The sequence below is a fragment of the Guptibacillus hwajinpoensis genome, assembly GCF_020524165.1.
In the GTDB taxonomy this organism is placed as follows: Bacteria; Bacillota; Bacilli; order Bacillales; family Guptibacillaceae; genus Guptibacillus; species Guptibacillus hwajinpoensis_D.
Window position 1 is genome coordinate 290,990 of sequence record NZ_JAIVKU010000004.1, and the last position, 15,469, is coordinate 306,458.

Here is a 15,469-nt window from a genome sequence, read left to right on the forward strand (position 1 = left end):
TAGATAAAGAGAACAAATGTTCTTAGTGATGAAAAGGAGGGGGATACAAGTGGATTATTCGCAATTTCCAAAGAAAACAATTCTGTGTATTGATATGAAAAGCTTCTATGCTAGCTGCTCAGCGGTAGAGATGGGGCTTGATCCGCTTACGTGTTATCTTGCAGTTGTTGGTGACGTGGAACGACAGGGAAGTGTTGTGCTAGCGGCTTCTCCAGCCCTAAAAAAAGAATTTGGGATTCGTACAGGGAGCAGGTTGTTTGAAATCCCAAATGACAAGAGAATTCATATCGTTAACGCAAAGATGTCCTCTTATTTGAGACAGTCAATGGAAATAACGAGGCTTTTTCATCGTTATGTACCATCAGAATGTATCCATACGTACAGTGTTGACGAATCGTTTTTGCAGGTTGATGGGACAGAACGACTATGGGGAGATAAATTTGAAGTGGCTCATAAAATCAAAAATGAAATAAGCGAGACATTTGGCTTACCAAGCGCAATTGGAATTGGACCGAATCTTTTGATGGCAAAGCTTTGTCTGGATCTTGAAGCGAAGGAAAAAGGGGTAGCAGAGTGGACGTATGAAGATATTCCGAGAAAACTGTGGCCGCTTTCCCCACTTAGTCAAATGTGGGGAATTGGAGCGCGTGTTGAACGTACGTTAAACCGAATGGGGATACGAAATGTCAAGCAGCTGGCTCACTATCCGCTTCACTTATTAGAAGAGAAATTTGGTGTCATGGGGAATCAACTCTATCATCATGCGTGGGGAGTCGACCTTTCTGAAATGGGCGCGCCCATTATGCAAGGACAGATTAGTTTTGGGAAAAGTCAGATCTTGTTAAGGGATTATCATGATCAAAAGGAAATTCAACACGTGATTCTTGAAATGAGTGAAGAAGTGGCGAGACGTGCTAGAAGAGCCGGGAAAGCAGGACGTACGATTAGTCTAGGGATTAGTTATAGTAAAGAAGAAGGTGGCGGAGGCTTTCATCGCTCAAGGAGTGTTGATGGACCAACAGCGATTACGCTTGAAGTCTACCGCGTATGTCTTCAGCTATTTGAGGAATTTTATGAAAGAAAAACGGTTCGAAAAATTTCCATCACTCTTTCGAATATTTGCAATGATGAGGAAGTGCAGTTGGATTTATTTAACACTGCTCGACCGAAGCAGCGAGACCTTGGATATGTGATGGATTCCATTAGAGAGAAATACGGCTCGGATGCTCTGCTACGCGCTGTTTCTTACACCAAAGCTGGTACAGCATTACACAGAAGTAAACTTGTCGGTGGGCATAAAGCCTAAAGGGGGGATGATTCATGATTCGTGACCGTGGAAATATAAAGTGGACATCAATGATGTTACCTGAGCATGTGAAAGAGCTACGTGATTGGAAAGAAGAAGAGAAAAGAAATCAGATGCCTGTACTGGATGAGCAAAAGATAGAAGAAATGAACGAAGTGATATGCGAAGCAATGGAATTCCATTGGTCCTTGTGCTTCCACTATTTTAAAAATGGTGAAAAGCACGTCCTCTCTGGCTACGTACATTATGTTGACCCAATGACGAAAGAGCTACGAGTGATTGATCATCAGGAACAAAAGAGAAACGTTAAATTGATGGACCTTCTCCATGTTGAAATAGAATGAAAAAAATGGATGTACACCCTGGATTGTAAAAAAGTTTTTCATTCCCTGATTGGGGTAAAATACGTATAACGTTAAACTTTTAGTGCGGCTTCATTCAGGAAGCGGCGACACCAGGGTAAGTAAAATCAAAATCCGGAGTGAGATGACAGATGTTATTAGCTCAAAGCATGAAACAACATACGGAGAAAATTAAGGGAATTGACATTCATTATGAGTATTATAGAAATGATGAGGCGGTTGATCGGCCAGTTATCACCCTGCTTCATGGGTTTTTATCGTCAAGCTTTAGCTTTAGAAAATTAATCCCCTTACTCACAAAGGCATACAATGTCGTTGCAATCGATCTTCCACCATTTGGGAAAAGTGAGAAGTCTTATCACTTTGTGCATTCTTACCAAAATTATGCGGAAGTGGTTGTTGAACTATTGGAAAGACTTTCGATTGAACATACGGTCATGATCGGTCATTCAATGGGCGGGCAGGTAGCGATGAGAGCATCCACGCTAAAAAAAGATTTTGTAAGTAAAAATATTTTGCTATGTAGCTCAGGTTATCTTGAGAAAGCCAAGCAGAGTCTCGTTTATACGTCTTACTTACCTTTTTTCTCTGTCTACTTAAAACGCTGGCTTTATCGAAAAGGAGTAAGAGGAAATTTGCTTAATTGTGTTTATGACCCTGCTCTTATTGATGAAGAAATGATGGATGGTTATATTCAACCCTTCTTTCATGAAGGGATATTTAGATCGTTGGTCCGTATGATTCGTGATCGAGAAGGCGACCTTTCTGAAGCTGAGTTAAACCAAATTCATACTCCGAGCCTCTTAATATGGGGTGAAAATGACAGGGTTGTGCCATTGAACATAGGGAAGCGTTTAAGCAACGATCTACCAAATGCCGAGTTGATCGTTTATAAAAAAACCGGACACCTTCTACCTGAGGAGCGACCAGCATCAATTATGAAAGACATTGAGCAATTTTTAACTCGTTAGTTAAGCCGGACGGCTGTAAAAGTAGAGAGGATTTTCCGAATAAGCTCCTTTTTATAAAAGGAGTTTATTTTCATGAAGGTGGAAAGAGTTGACGCAGTTGAATCGGGCATGATAAAGTAAAGCTCGTTCGTGAAATTCTAATCAATTCTGAGCTCATGCTCATTCATAACTGTATATTTCTTATTAAGAGAAGTGGAGGGATCTGGCCCGAAGAAGCTTCAGCAACCTCTGTCGATCAGAAAGGTGCTGCTTCCAGCAAGAGAGATCTTGAGAGATAAGAGCAAAAGCCCTCTTCTCTTGAAGTGGGCTTTTTTCATGCAGTAGTAAAGAAAAAGGAGATAGAGAGAATGGAAAAAGAAATCAAAGGTAATGGCCTGGCGTTACTACCCCTTGGCATTTTTATTGTGCTCTTTATTGGCACAGCCGTAGTGACAAAGGATTTTTATAGTATGCCGGTTATTCTTGCTTCATTAATTGCAGCAGGGGTAGCCCTTTCGATGAATCGAAAAGAAGATTTTATGAAGAAAGTAGAAGTGTTCTGTCGAGGAGCAGGAAACACAAATATTATTTTAATGATTCTAGTCTTTTTATTGGCAGGCGCTTTTGCTGGGACCGCTGAAAAGATTGGCGCGGTTGATTCGATTGTGAATTTAGGAATATCCATTCTTCCAGCGAATTTATTAATTGTTGGCTTATTTTTAATCGGGTGTTTTATTTCCATTTCAATGGGAACGTCGATGGGGACGATTGTAGCCCTTGCGCCGATTGGAATTGGGATTGCAGAACAAACAGGAGTTGCCCCAGCGCTTGCCTTATCTGCCGTTATTGGTGGAGCGATGTTCGGGGACAACCTATCCATGATTTCAGATACAACGATTGCAGCTGTCCGCACACAGAATACGCAAATGAAAGATAAGTTTAAAGTAAACTTCTTTATTGTATTGCCAGCCGCTATTATTACGGCCATTATTTATGGTGTGTTAACGTTGGGAGAGCAGGCATCAGTTGGTGGGGATCGGGCTTTTGATTTTATCACAATTCTTCCCTATTTAGGCGTTTTAATCGCCGCTATTGCTGGTGTTAATGTGCTTGTTGTCCTTGTAAGCGGAACGCTATTTGCTGGAATAGTCGGCCTGTTTAATGGCTCGTTCGGCATGAGTGGACTGATTTCCACCGTTACAGAAGGAATTAAAGGAATGGAAGATCTTGCGATGATTGCTCTCATAATCGGTGGTATGATCGAAGTTATTAAGCATAACGGCGGCATTCAATACGTGCTAGATAAAATATTAAGTAGGGTCAGCTCACGTAGAGGAGCAGAATTTGGGATCGCTGGTTTAGCTAGTGTACTCGATTTATCGACAGCGAATAATACGATTTCGATCATTATGGGAGGACCTCTTGCGAAGAACATTTCTGAAAAGTACGGTGTGGATCCGAGGAAATCAGCTAGTATTCTAGACATTTTCTCAGGTAGTATTCAAGGTATGCTCCCATATGGTGCTCAGGTGCTAGCCGTTGCTGGACTTGCCTCGATTTCGCCGCTCGCCCTCTTGCCTTATTCCATTTATCCTATTCTTATTGCCGTTGCTGGGGTGATTGCGATCTTCATTAATTACCCTTCTTTTCAAAAAGAAGAGAAAGCCAATCGTTAGAAGCAACTTTTAAACGAGAATGAAATAGCTAGACAGGTAGCTCATGAGCTACCTGTCTTTTCATTATCCTTCGATTTGTTTTTGAAGATGAACAATTCGTTGAGGAAGAATATAGAGATATTCAATTAATGAATCTAAGAGGTCGATAATGAGATTCGCGGTTTCTTCGCTAGTCGCTTTTTCAAGACAAAGAAGGTTGTTCAAATTACTTCCTTTACCTAGAAGCTGCCCAAGCTTGACAATCGGTTCTTCTAAGTCAATTTGTTTGGCCAGCGTTTCAAGCTGCTTGGAGAGAGGTTGTCCTAATTCATTCTCAGATAGAAAACTGCCGGTAATACTTTCAAGGACGCGGTTAGCCATGACAGCTGTCGCGGTCCAGTCTTTCATATTATGTACGTTCACGGCAGAGCGGTAAACACGTTCAAGATCGTCAGGCAGTCGGGCAGAACTTGTTAGTCTACCGAGCGGTTCACGTGTGAAGGAAGTTTGGTGAACAAAAAGCTCGACTTCTTCCCCGCGATCGCCGTGTGAGGTTTTGATTAAAATGAAAAGGACCGCTTCTTTACAAATGGAACAGCGAGAAAGCGTTGAAAACACGGCCTGGTTAATTTGATAATCAAATTTTAACTGAAATGATGCGTCATTTCCACATTCAGGACATTCTGTATTTGTTGATTTCGGAAGCTTCGTTTGTCCATATTTTACAACCGAATTAATGGTCGTCTGCTGTATCTTTCTCATCATATACCCCCTGGATCGATTTTGAGCAACTTGTTGTTAATCGAAATGAAACTCATACGGTGATTCCTGGAATGTATCGTATGAATGATTAAAAATCACACCATCAACTTATAACATTCGCCCTTATTGGAAATATAAGGGGGTTTTGGAGGAGGATGTGAATGAAAATACCAAAGATGAACCAAAAGTCCTTTTTTGAAAAGAGTAAAATAGAACCAAAATTGTGAAAATATTGACAGGTCTACCTGGTGAATCCTACACTATAGTGACACGAACGATAGGAGGTATCACTATGGAACAAGCCCGTCTTTTTTGGAACTATTTTTGGAAAGAACATCATCGTGCAAAGGATCTCTTAACATTCGCTTCTTCACACACGCCGGGAATCCCTTCTCAAAGTTCACAAAAAAATCCTACACTATCCGGTCCTGATCCGGTTTACGACAAGAGAAAGGTAATCGGATTAGTTTTAGGACCAGCACTCTTTCTTGCGCTTATGCTGTTTTTTCACCCGAATGGCCTTTCGGAAGCTGGTTTAGCTGTATTAGCAAGTACAGCATGGATTGCAACATGGTGGATTACAGAAGCCATCCCCATTCCTGCAACGTCTCTTTTACCACTCATTTTATTTCCGCTAACAGGGGCGCTGGAAGGTGATTTAACAGCATCAGCCTACGGCGATAATACCATTTTTCTATTTATGGGTGGGTTTTTGATTGCGCTTTCAATGCAAAAGTGGAATTTACATAAACGCATTGCTCTTTTTATTATATCAGCAATCGGAACGAGTACGGAGAAAATTGTTCTTGGATTTATGGTGGCAACGGGCTTTTTATCGATGTGGATCTCAAATACTGCCACCGCTATGATGATGGTGCCGATTGGACTTGCGGTAATTTATCAAGTATCCGAGCAGTTAGAAATGAATACGGAAGAGGGAGCTCCGCGATTTAATTTCGGAAAAGCGATTATGCTTGGTATCGCCTACAGTGCTTCGATTGGGGGGCTTGCGACATTAATTGGAACACCGCCTAATACCATTTTTGCAGCTGTTGTGAATGAGCTTTATGGAATTGAAATTTCATTTGCCCGCTGGATGATGTTTGGCGTACCGTTAACCGTTATACTTTTAATTGGGTGCTGGTATTATCTTGTCAAAATGGCCTTTCCAATGAACATTAAAGAATTACCAGGTGGAAAAGAGGTTATTAAAAAAGAGAAGGATGACCTCGGGGGAATGTCGATAGAAGAGAAAGTCATTCTTACCATTTTTTCACTTACGGCGCTTGCGTGGATCAGTCGCTCATTCGTTCTTAGTGAGTTAAATCCGAACATTAATGATACAGTGATTGCCATGACGGCCGCGATTTTATTGTTTCTGATACCCTCACCTTCGAAAAGGGGATCGTTTTTGTTGGACTGGAATACAGCGAAAGGGTTACCGTGGGGAATCCTCTTACTTTTTGGAGCGGGACTTGCCATTGCTTCGGGGTTTCAAGAATCAGGACTTGCGAAATGGATTGGAGAGCAGCTAACGGTTCTTGAAGGAATCCATATATTCGTTATTTTACTCCTTGTTACGACGCTCGTGATTTTCTTAACAGAGATCACATCCAATACGGCGACGGCAACAATGATGTTTCCGATCATGGCTTCCTTATCAGCAGCGATCGGTGTCCATCCATATGCCTTAATGATTGGGGCTGGAATTGCATCAAGCTGTGCCTTCATGCTTCCAGTTGCGACACCACCAAATGCCGTTGTGTTTGGGTCAGGTTACTTGAAAATTCCTGATATGGCGCGAGCCGGTTTCTGGCTGAACGTAACCTCTATCGTTATTATTACGCTAGCTATTTATTTTTATATGCCAATTGTATGGGGGATCGATCTAACTCAAATTCCAACAAAATTCAGCTAGAACTAAGGTGATGATACAGTGATGGATCAAACAACGAAGAAGCAGCGTTATACATCCAAAGATGCAGGATTTTGGCGAATAGCGGCTAGTCTTGGTTGCGGAGCACTGCTCATTTTTTCTTCTTTATATGCTTTTCAACCGCTGCTTCCTATATTTGTGAAGGAATTTCAAATAACGCCTACAGCATCAAGTCTTCTCATGTCGCTGCCAGTCATCACAATGATCCCAGGTCTTTTGATTCTGGGATTTGTTTCCGATCGCTATGGACGAACAGTCGTCATGAAAGTATCCCTGCTTTTTGTTCTCGGTCTGCTCCTGCTTATGCCATTATTAAAATCGTTCCTCTTTTTACTCATTCTTCGATGTATCCAGGGATTCTTCCTGGCGGGAATACCCGCATCAGCCATGGCGTATTTAGCTGATGAAGTCGAGCCGTACACGATCGGACTGGCCACGAGTATTTATATTGCTAGCAATGCAATGGGAGGACTTGGTGGCCGAGTGGCAACCGGTTATTTAACGGATCTCTATAGTTGGCAAATTAGTTTTATGTTTCTTGGTGGTTTTGGCCTAGTAGCAACAGTTTGTTTTTACTGGATGCTACCTGGCTCCCGCTTTTTTGAAGGGGGAAGTAGAAGCGTCATTAAGGATTTGAAGGGGATGTTCGTACACCTGAGAGACCAACGCTTATTGTCTCTTTTTACACTAGGTTTTCTTATCCAAGTAATCTTTACAGGGGTTTGGACATATTTGCCGTTCTACCTAGAAGAAGACCCCTTTGCTCTGTCGTTGAAGTGGATCTCCCTTACCTATTTTGCGTATATCCTTGGCGTCATTTCTCCACCTATTGCAGGTAGAATTTCTTCTAACATCGGCCTTAGACGAACAATGCTCATTGGACTATCTACTCTCATCGTTGGAGTAGTTCTTACCGTTTTTCAAAATATATCGGTTGTCATGATTGGTCTTTGCGTTATCTGCGCAGGCTTTTTTATCGCACATTCAATGGCATCAGCTTCTGTCGCACATACAGCCGACCATCATAAAAGTGGCGCATCAAGCTTTTATTTGATTAGCTATTATGCAGGTGTTGCTGCAGGGAGTTCAGGAGTTGGAGTGGTGTGGGACCGGTTTGGATGGAGTGGAGTGGTAAGTTTAATTGTGCTCGTTTTGCCACTAATTCTCTTGTTTTCACAAAAACGAGTTTTAAAGCGATCCCGAAATAGGGGTTTTGGAGAGGAGAAGGAAACATGAACGTGAGAAAGGTGAAGGTAGGGGATGAGCAAGGAATCACTCGTTTACTTTCAGATATGGGCTATGAAACCGAAGTACATGAAGTAAATAAGCGATTCCTACCGATTCTAAATGATCCTATGTATCTTACTCTTGTGGCAGAAGAGGAAGGTGAACTAATTGGTATGGTTGGCATGCATTATGAACGTTCATACGTGGCCAATATTCTTGTCGCAAGAATTATTACGATGGTGACAGCTAAAGCTTATCGCCAGCAAGGGATCGGAAGGAAGTTGATGGAGGAAGCCGAAAGATTGGCTGGTGATAAGGGAGCTTCAACAGTCGTGTTAAATAGCGGGAATCGAGAAGAACGAAAAGCGGCACATCAATTCTATGAAGCCTGCGGCTATGTGGGGAAATCAACCGGTTTTTATAAGTCGCTTGGCTAAATAAAAAAGCCTCTCGCTTAACGGCGGGAGGCTAATCTGGTTTATCTTCTCGTAAATCCTTCTTCATCAAGGTATTGAACCGCTTCGTTTCGAGAAGGGAATGTGCCATCAAGAATCTCACCAGCGTAAACATTCCATAGCTCGAGTTCAGGTTCGTACATTAGTTCAAGCGTTTGACCTTCGTCATTCACCCATACCTGTACTTCAATATCTGACCCAGGAAGGACAGAAAGAGATTGAATGGACTCTCTGATGATTTTTCTGAGCTCATTGCTTGAGAAATCACGAATGTTGACCATACCTCTTTCATCTAATGGATACCCTTCAATAAGATCGCCAAATACATAGCCGTTTCCGTTCGGGTGAAGATGATAAACCACATTTTTCTTATCGATAACCGCTTCTTCATAATGAAAGTTCACACGTCCAAGCGATACGTCTTTACGTGTTAATTCAGGAAAGGATGATTCAATAATGTCTAGTTTTTCTTCAAAAGTTAGCATAATGCCTCCATGTGCTTCAGTAGTCTTTCTAGTTTGAACAGGAAAATCAGGATTCAAACGTACTGCACTTTATCTTATCATGGGTTCTCACAAATTTGTATGATTTGTCTGAAGTTCATGAAGAAAATTCGCGATTTCGGCTTTGTTTTGTAAAACAATAATGGTTTTTTCAGGAGAAGTTTGGTGGATCTCTTCAAATCTCTTTTTCATCTTCTCCTTACGAGGATAGTAGGTTGTCCAAATGAATGTTAAAAACGACCACTCCATTTTTTCGTTGCAACCTTTGCCCATATCAGAACGTGTCTTCCCGATATGAGTGACCCAGCGTTTTAGAACGCGATAAAGACAAAGGAGTCTAGGGGCATCGATGTAAATAATCGTATCGGCCTGCTTTACGCGGATATCGTAGGAGTTGCTATAATTCCCCTCGATAATCCAGTTAGAAGTTGAAGTGATTCTCTCTTGGGAAGCACGAAACTCATTAAGGGTCGCTTCCACCCATCCCGGTTTCCAAAAGAGCGCGTCGAGGTGGTAAACGTGATAATCTAGAATTTTGCCGAGTTTCTTTGCAAAAGTTGATTTACCGGCGCCTGCTGAAGCACCCAACACCATAATCCGATCCATCCTCATCCTCCTTTAACAAACTGCCTATCTTTAGAAGTTTACCAAAGAATGTAGGAAGATAGAAGAAAGAGTAGCTGAGCAGTAATTAAAAAAGAAATTATCATTCCATAATATGTTGAAATTATGGTTGAATATTCCGATTTGGCTGTTAAGCAATCGGGCAGGTTTATGGAAGACTCAGTTTCGAGATATATAACGCTTTAAAACTAAATCAGACCTACTCCGTAGGTATTAAGCATTTAGAGAGGGAGCTGAGAGCTTTTTAAAACATTTAAATGACTGTGGAAAAAAAGTCATATAGACATAACAATATTGGGGGATTTTGAAGTGAAGAAAGTGAGTATAAGGTTTATAGAGGAATCAGATCTACCTTTAGTACAAGAGTATGTCTCTAAAAAGCAAGTTGCTGATACAACTAATGTACCTTTTCCTTACCCGGCTAATGGAGCATTACAATGGTTTGAATTCGTTGAAAAAGAGAAAGAACAGGGAAACCACCATCCCTTTGCAATTCTTTACTATGAAAAGTTTGCTGGTAGTATTTCAGTTAGGATAGAGAAGAACGAAATTGGAGCTATTGACTACTGGGTAGCACCACCTTTCTGGAACAAAGGTGTAGGAACTAGAGCTGCTCAAGAAGCTATTAATTATGCAGTAAAAGAATTAGGATTAAAGACATTTGAAACTTGTTGTCTTAAAGAAAACCCTGGGTCTGGAAGAGTATTAGAAAAGAATGGATTCCGTTTTGTAAAAGAATTCGAAATTGGTTCTGGTGATAAACACGAGGGGAAAAAGGCAAACTTATACAGATTAGAGATGTGATTTTATTGTTAATTTAAATCGAAGCATTTCTTTAAGAAGTAGAAGAACACTTTTTTGTGAAATTAGTGTTCAAAATAAAGATTACTGCAGTAAAATAAGGTATTATGTTGTTGTATAGATTCTCTTGTAAGAGAAGAAAAGTGGTGAACAAAGTGGGAAGATATCAATTGGATCACAAAAGTAAGGTAGCTGTGACAAAGTTTCATGAAAAACAGACGACTGCCAAATTTGATAAAAAGAATCATCTTGAAAAAATACGTGCGGAGTATTTAAAAAAGAAGCAAAAACAGACAGATAAATAGTGGGATGGAAACATAGGAAGATTAAATTCTTCCTATGTTTTTCTTATAAAAAGTTTTATTTCGATATCTTCTGCAATGTCGGAGCAATTATTGATTAAATGTAGTCCCCTTCTATACTCAGATAGTGGTCAGAGTTACGATAGGTTAATTTAGGAGGAAAAAAGTTGATCGTAAACTCAAAAGAATATGAGGTTAGTAATCTTAATTATAAAATAAGGTCCGCACAAATTGATGACGCAAAAGCTTTGTCTGAATTAAGACTCCAGATAGATGGTGAAAGTGAAAATTTAGATAGAGTAAAAGGAGAAGCATACATAGACGGAGAAGGCTTTAAAGCTATTATCAAAAGTGACTCAGATAGTTTGAACAATATTTTCTTGGTAGCTGAAGTTAATGGAACCCTTGTTGGTTTCTCTAGGTGCGAAGGAAATGAGTTAAAAAGAAGTTCTCATAAGGTAGAGTTTGGTGTTGGTGTCATGAAGGATTATTGGGGATATGGAATAGGAAAAAAATCTCCTGAAAACATCTGTTAACTGGGCAGATGCAAATCACATAAAGAAAATCACTTTAAATGTCCTGGAAACAAACGAGAAAGCAATAGCCCTTTATGGAAAATATGGTTTCAAGATTGAAGGGGTATTACAGAAAGACAAGCTATTATCTGATGGTAATTACTACAATACATTATTGATGGGAAGATTGTTTTAATTATTAGGGTGACATATTGATATTGACTCTTCCACAATCTCGGAGCGTTTGCATAATAAAAAGTAAGCGTTCTATGTAGGCTAAGGGCAGTTTAATTGAACAAATGATTGTTATTAAACCCGATATGTGCCCAATACTAATATATTATCTGTCGATAGAGAGAATTTCAGAGGAGATATTTTAAATGATAGGCTTGTATGTTTTATGCTTAATTTTTATGTGCTTTACGGTGGGGGTTATATTTATTCGTAAGCATTTTAACAAAGCGGGTTATAATCATGGAGAAAAAAGAGATGCTATGATTGTACTTGGTTATCCCGCAAAAAAGGATGGGAGCATGACTCCAATTTTACGAGAACGAATCAATAAAGCAACAGATCTCTATCACACTGGAATTGCTGAAGTCATTATTTGTTCGGGTGCATCTGTCGCAAATAACCATGTTGAGGCAGAAATCATGGCAAGAGCCTTAGTGGAATTAGGCGTGGATGGTAACCAAATCATACGAGAAACAAAAGCGAGGGGCACTTATGAAAATTTGGTGAAATCGCGAGAAATTATGCACGAGAGAGGGCTGAAAAAAGCGGTTATAGTCACCTCACCTTGGCATTTGCGAAAAGCTAGTTCATATGCGTTTCGGTTAGGAATTGATCATACCTTGGAAAAGTCGAAAGTGCCAAAAGAATTCGTCATAGGATTAGGAATCATTTACGTTTATATATACATACAGATGTTCATCATTTATCTGCGTTTTTATCAGGGAAAACAATGAAACATACTCCATTATGAAGTGTGAAAATGTCTCTGTTTTAGTAAGAAAAGATATAGTCAGAATTGGTAATTACAACTAACGAGGGCGTTTGCTTAAAAGGGTGCTCGCCATTTTTCATATGCATAGGAGTTTTTGAATTTAGTTTGTATAACTTTCGGAGCAGTTTAGTGATAGAAGAATTTATTGGTATATAATAAAGAAAAATGTGTTTTTCAAATAGAATTGAGGAGAAATGGATGTCTCTAGATGGAATTGTATTAGTAGCAAGTGTTTCAGTCTATTGCAATGATAAAGTCTTAATTATAAAAGAGAATAAACCTAGTGCTGTCGATAAGTGGAACTTTCCGAGTGGACATATTGAGTATGGTGAGGACATTCTTTATTCAGCTCGGAGGGAAGTTAAAGAGGAAACAGGGTTAGATGTAAAACTAATCGGTACGACTGGAGTTTATAATTTTATCAGTAATACGAACGATCAAGTCATTTTATTGGGGAGATTACTGGTGGTACATTAAATCTCATAGAAGATGAAATCACTGACAGCAAATGGATACAAGTTAATGACCTTATTACATTTGAAAAAGAGAATTTACGAGAATTGCATGTAATAAAGCAGATAATTAATAACTTATTAGAAGAAAATATTTATTCAATTAGTGTATTTAATGAGCACCTTTTAACCAACAAATAGAAGATAATCTCTTATAGAATTATCAGGTGTATTAGCTATCATTTACAAAAAATAGCTCAAAATCAAGTCTTCACCAATCTCTGAGCGTTTATTTAATAAGGATGTGATAACGTGCAGGGTTATAATGTTTTGATGATTTATAACAAAGCTATGGACAAGTTACTAATGTGCGAAAGGTTGAAGAACCCAATATTTCTAAAATCGACATAACTCTTCATCATTTAATGGATTTTAAATACTATCTTCAAGATTGTTACGTTGAAGTATATGTTGGTAGATTAAAAAGGGATGTAGCCGTTTCAGGTGATGAAAATATTCTTTATTGGTCTAATTTAGATAATAACTTTTTTAATATGTCCTTATATGCTGGAGAAGGAAATATTGGTCATATGATAGAGCAGGTCAATTTTGTTAAAGACAGACTTTTTTTGGATGAAGACTCCCTTGTATAGTTTCAATCTACTTAGAACTAATCTTCCACAATCTCGGAGCGATTGCAGTATAGTGTAATCGCTTTTTCTTATCAATTATAAGTTTCATATGCTGTTAAAGATGATACAATGATAGGAAAAATATGGAGTGATACTTCTGGAGATAAGGAAATATGATTCTGCTGATCTATCACAATTCTCGGGTTTGATATCAGAATTAGGCTATCCAACTTCTGTTGACGAAATGGAAATAAGGATGAAACGGATAGAATCAATTTCAAATTACTACACTTTCGTTGCAGTAAAGAATGAGATATTAATTGGAATGATTGGAATTACACTCCACACTACATATACAAATAACGATGTTAAGGTTCAGATAACTTCTTTAGTTACAAAGGAAGAGTATCGTGGTCAAGGTATCGCTAAATTATTGATTAAGCATGTAGAAGAATGGTCTTTGAGTATAGGTTCAAAATTCATATATCTTCTGAGTGGCATTAGTGAAGAGAGAGAAAAGGCACATATGCTATACAAATCTGTTGGTTACGATATAACAGGGTATAGGTTTGTAAAGCGTATTTAGAAAAAGTTTAAACCTATACATGAGAAAACTGCTTGTTTAAGTATCTTCGGAGCTTATCTGTAATAAGATAGGCTCCTTTTAGTGTGAAGAAAAGATTGAGTTATTTGCACGAATTTGAAATAATTGGTATTTCAAAAGTTTATAAATGCTTTCATACTGACAAATCATAATGTGTTGAGCCAATTATGATTTGTTAACCAACGCTATAAATCGTTTATAGGTTATAGCGCAATTCATAGACAATCAAAAGCGCCGTGTTCGGAGGAGCAGTTGATAAAAACTCGATCGTCCTTATTACCGCGGCTCGGATTGGATTTATTACAATCATTGCTGCAAGCATCGCTTACGGATTTGATTTTGCAAGATCCTATTGAGTGCCGTTATCAAGTGTAGCGGACATGTCCGATGTATTTTCTATAGAGAGGCTAGGATATATGCTTGAAAGTAGAACAAAAACAACGAGTCTCCCAACCCTTGAATCGCTCGCCAAGTTTCTATACGTATGTGAGATGATGGCTCTTTCTGTCTATACCAATAAGAAATCATCATTAAAAAATGTACCAGAATTAAGAGGGATTCCAGGAATACAAAAGGAAATTAACAACTTACAAATATTCATTCATATGACTTGACTTAGCTTAATAGGTCTAGAAGTTCGCGCTAGGCAGGGATGGTTTCTCCCTGTCTTTTTTGTGTGATGTATATTTTATCGTCAATTTTTAGAAGGTAGATGTCATCACAAACTGAAATGATTGTCTATCGTAAAAGAGGTAACTAATTTTGAAGAGGGAGGAAAGGAGAGTAGTTCAGCATGAAATTTAGTGATAAAAAAATACTTTGAATTCGAGATGTTTTGGTTGCCTTTATCTCATTTGATGTGTAAAGTGATGATAGGAAGGGACATGATTTTCTTGAGAAAAAATACACTTGGTTCACTGATTTGGTTGCGTATTGCTCGTTTTACACATCAAAGTAATTTACTTTCGAATGATTTCTTAAAACAGTATGGTATAACGGTTGCACAGTTTGATGTATTAAATCAGGTTTCATTCTATCAGCCGATCATGCAAAGTCAGCTGGCTGTTAAAGTAACCGTTTCAGAAGGTGGAATTTCACGTATGCTCACTCGACTTGAGCAAGAGGGCTATATACATCGAAAGCAGGACTGGAAAACTAAATGGATTGCCCTTACTTCAAAGGGAGAAGATAAAATGCATGAAGTTTTTGAACACCAACTTACTTTCCAAACGTCCATTGTCAAGGAGTGTTTGACAGAGGAAGAGCAGAAGACACTATATAAGCTCATGACGAAGTTACAAAAGCATACTGAAAATAGAATGGATAATTAAGAGTCGTACTACTAATCCCTGTAATGTTATTTTTAAACCATCACTT

At 38.9% G+C, this 15,469-nt stretch carries 17 protein-coding genes, 2 pseudogenes and 1 riboswitch; of the genes and pseudogenes, 16 read left to right on the forward strand and 3 right to left on the reverse strand.

All coding sequences use genetic code 11. From position 1 onward, the window contains the following. Positions 1–28 precede the first annotated feature (28 nt). The 4 genes from LC090_RS08545 to LC090_RS08560 all read left to right on the forward strand — a co-directional run bounded on the left by LC090_RS08545 (position 29) and on the right by LC090_RS08560 (position 4,294). Positions 29–1,306 carry a DNA polymerase thumb domain-containing protein gene (locus tag LC090_RS08545; protein ID WP_226658422.1) on the forward strand — a complete coding sequence of 426 codons (1,278 nt, stop codon included), beginning with the start codon at positions 29–31 and terminating at the stop codon, positions 1,304–1,306. Positions 1,307–1,320: 14 nt separating this feature from the next. Next, positions 1,321–1,650, forward strand: a complete 330-nt coding sequence (locus tag LC090_RS08550) for a YolD-like family protein (protein WP_226657152.1) — start codon at positions 1,321–1,323, stop codon at positions 1,648–1,650. A 149-nt stretch (positions 1,651–1,799) separates the two neighbouring features. Continuing rightward, positions 1,800–2,639: an alpha/beta fold hydrolase gene (locus tag LC090_RS08555; RefSeq protein ID WP_226657154.1), complete on the forward strand. Its 840-nt coding sequence runs from the start codon at positions 1,800–1,802 to the stop codon at positions 2,637–2,639. A gap of 177 nt (positions 2,640–2,816) precedes the next feature. Then, positions 2,817–2,920: riboswitch (SAM riboswitch) on the forward strand. Between the two features lie 21 nt (positions 2,921–2,941). Next, positions 2,942–4,294 carry a Na+/H+ antiporter NhaC family protein gene (locus LC090_RS08560; RefSeq protein ID WP_425590641.1) on the forward strand — a complete coding sequence of 451 codons (1,353 nt, stop codon included), beginning with the start codon at positions 2,942–2,944 and terminating at the stop codon, positions 4,292–4,294. A 63-nt stretch (positions 4,295–4,357) separates the two neighbouring features. Here the strand turns inward: LC090_RS08560 and LC090_RS08565 are convergent, their stop codons facing one another. Continuing rightward, a complete protein-coding gene (locus LC090_RS08565; RefSeq protein WP_226657158.1) occupies positions 4,358–5,035 on the reverse strand; it encodes a hypothetical protein in 678 nt (225 codons plus the stop codon). 292 nt (positions 5,036–5,327) lie between these two features. Here LC090_RS08565 and LC090_RS08570 point away from each other — a divergent pair, with 292 nt between their 5' ends. Genes LC090_RS08570 through LC090_RS08580 form a run of 3 tightly spaced genes read left to right on the forward strand, consistent with a single transcriptional unit; the run spans position 5,328 to position 8,635 of the window. After that, positions 5,328–6,953, forward strand: coding sequence for an SLC13 family permease (locus LC090_RS08570; RefSeq protein ID WP_226657160.1), 1,626 nt, complete (start codon positions 5,328–5,330; stop codon positions 6,951–6,953). A 21-nt stretch (positions 6,954–6,974) separates the two neighbouring features. Then, positions 6,975–8,207, forward strand: a complete 1,233-nt coding sequence (locus tag LC090_RS08575) for an MFS transporter (protein WP_226658423.1) — start codon at positions 6,975–6,977, stop codon at positions 8,205–8,207. Next, entirely contained in the window at positions 8,204–8,635 is a 432-nt protein-coding gene (locus LC090_RS08580) for a GNAT family N-acetyltransferase (RefSeq protein ID WP_226657162.1), read from the forward strand. The genes LC090_RS08575 and LC090_RS08580 overlap by 4 nt, the downstream gene beginning before the upstream one ends. A 41-nt stretch (positions 8,636–8,676) precedes the next feature. On the opposite strand, the gene LC090_RS08585 is transcribed toward LC090_RS08580, so the two are convergent. Together LC090_RS08585 and LC090_RS08590 are read right to left on the reverse strand one after the other, a co-directional pair. Then, positions 8,677–9,138: a hypothetical protein gene (locus tag LC090_RS08585; RefSeq protein WP_226657164.1), complete on the reverse strand. Its 462-nt coding sequence runs from the start codon at positions 9,136–9,138 to the stop codon at positions 8,677–8,679. Between the two features lie 87 nt (positions 9,139–9,225). Beyond that, positions 9,226–9,762 carry a topology modulation protein gene (locus LC090_RS08590; protein WP_226657166.1) on the reverse strand — a complete coding sequence of 179 codons (537 nt, stop codon included), beginning with the start codon at positions 9,760–9,762 and terminating at the stop codon, positions 9,226–9,228. A gap of 327 nt (positions 9,763–10,089) precedes the next feature. Between LC090_RS08590 and LC090_RS08595 the strand changes: the two genes are divergently transcribed. The 9 genes and pseudogenes from LC090_RS08595 to LC090_RS08630 all read left to right on the forward strand — a co-directional run bounded on the left by LC090_RS08595 (position 10,090) and on the right by LC090_RS08630 (position 15,423). After that, the gene (locus tag LC090_RS08595; protein ID WP_226657168.1) at positions 10,090–10,584 is read left to right on the forward strand and encodes a GNAT family N-acetyltransferase; all 495 of its coding nucleotides are present in this window, start codon (positions 10,090–10,092) and stop codon (positions 10,582–10,584) included. A 167-nt stretch (positions 10,585–10,751) separates the two neighbouring features. After that, positions 10,752–10,886 carry a hypothetical protein gene (locus LC090_RS21920; RefSeq protein WP_255648066.1) on the forward strand — a complete coding sequence of 45 codons (135 nt, stop codon included), beginning with the start codon at positions 10,752–10,754 and terminating at the stop codon, positions 10,884–10,886. Positions 10,887–11,050: 164 nt separating this feature from the next. Next, positions 11,051–11,594 (forward strand): annotated as a pseudogene (locus tag LC090_RS08600) (N-acetyltransferase family protein). Between the two features lie 184 nt (positions 11,595–11,778). Next, positions 11,779–12,366 (forward strand): YdcF family protein, encoded by a 588-nt coding sequence (locus LC090_RS08605; RefSeq protein WP_226657170.1) that lies wholly within the window; start codon positions 11,779–11,781, stop codon positions 12,364–12,366. Between the two features lie 236 nt (positions 12,367–12,602). Continuing rightward, positions 12,603–13,057 (forward strand): annotated as a pseudogene (locus tag LC090_RS22130) (NUDIX hydrolase). A 167-nt stretch (positions 13,058–13,224) separates the two neighbouring features. Beyond that, positions 13,225–13,509: a hypothetical protein gene (locus LC090_RS08615; protein WP_226657174.1), complete on the forward strand. Its 285-nt coding sequence runs from the start codon at positions 13,225–13,227 to the stop codon at positions 13,507–13,509. Between the two features lie 136 nt (positions 13,510–13,645). Then, the gene (locus LC090_RS08620) at positions 13,646–14,074 is read left to right on the forward strand and encodes a GNAT family N-acetyltransferase (RefSeq protein WP_226658424.1); all 429 of its coding nucleotides are present in this window, start codon (positions 13,646–13,648) and stop codon (positions 14,072–14,074) included. Between the two features lie 434 nt (positions 14,075–14,508). Beyond that, on the forward strand, positions 14,509–14,706 hold the full coding sequence (locus tag LC090_RS08625; RefSeq protein WP_226657176.1) for a hypothetical protein: 198 nt from the start codon (positions 14,509–14,511) through the stop codon (positions 14,704–14,706). 279 nt (positions 14,707–14,985) lie between these two features. Then, on the forward strand, positions 14,986–15,423 hold the full coding sequence (locus LC090_RS08630) for a MarR family winged helix-turn-helix transcriptional regulator (protein ID WP_226657179.1): 438 nt from the start codon (positions 14,986–14,988) through the stop codon (positions 15,421–15,423). Positions 15,424–15,469: the final 46 nt, after the last annotated feature.

Bases quoted from the DNA above. Each gene is read 5' to 3' on its own strand.
- LC090_RS08550 (WP_226657152.1), top strand. From the start codon at position 1,321: ATGATTCGTGACCGTGGAAATATAAAGTGGACATCAATGATGTTACCT.
- LC090_RS08570 (WP_226657160.1), top strand. From the start codon at position 5,328: ATGGAACAAGCCCGTCTTTTTTGGAACTATTTTTGGAAAGAACATCAT.
- LC090_RS08585 (WP_226657164.1), bottom strand. From the start codon at position 9,138: ATGCTAACTTTTGAAGAAAAACTAGACATTATTGAATCATCCTTTCCT.
- LC090_RS08555 (WP_226657154.1), top strand. From the start codon at position 1,800: ATGTTATTAGCTCAAAGCATGAAACAACATACGGAGAAAATTAAGGGA.
- LC090_RS08565 (WP_226657158.1), bottom strand. From the start codon at position 5,035: ATGAGAAAGATACAGCAGACGACCATTAATTCGGTTGTAAAATATGGA.
- LC090_RS08580 (WP_226657162.1), top strand. From the start codon at position 8,204: ATGAACGTGAGAAAGGTGAAGGTAGGGGATGAGCAAGGAATCACTCGT.
- LC090_RS08625 (WP_226657176.1), top strand. From the start codon at position 14,509: ATGCTTGAAAGTAGAACAAAAACAACGAGTCTCCCAACCCTTGAATCG.
- LC090_RS08605 (WP_226657170.1), top strand. From the start codon at position 11,779: ATGATAGGCTTGTATGTTTTATGCTTAATTTTTATGTGCTTTACGGTG.
- LC090_RS08575 (WP_226658423.1), top strand. From the start codon at position 6,975: ATGGATCAAACAACGAAGAAGCAGCGTTATACATCCAAAGATGCAGGA.
- LC090_RS08590 (WP_226657166.1), bottom strand. From the start codon at position 9,762: ATGGATCGGATTATGGTGTTGGGTGCTTCAGCAGGCGCCGGTAAATCA.
- LC090_RS08545 (WP_226658422.1), top strand. From the start codon at position 29: ATGAAAAGGAGGGGGATACAAGTGGATTATTCGCAATTTCCAAAGAAA.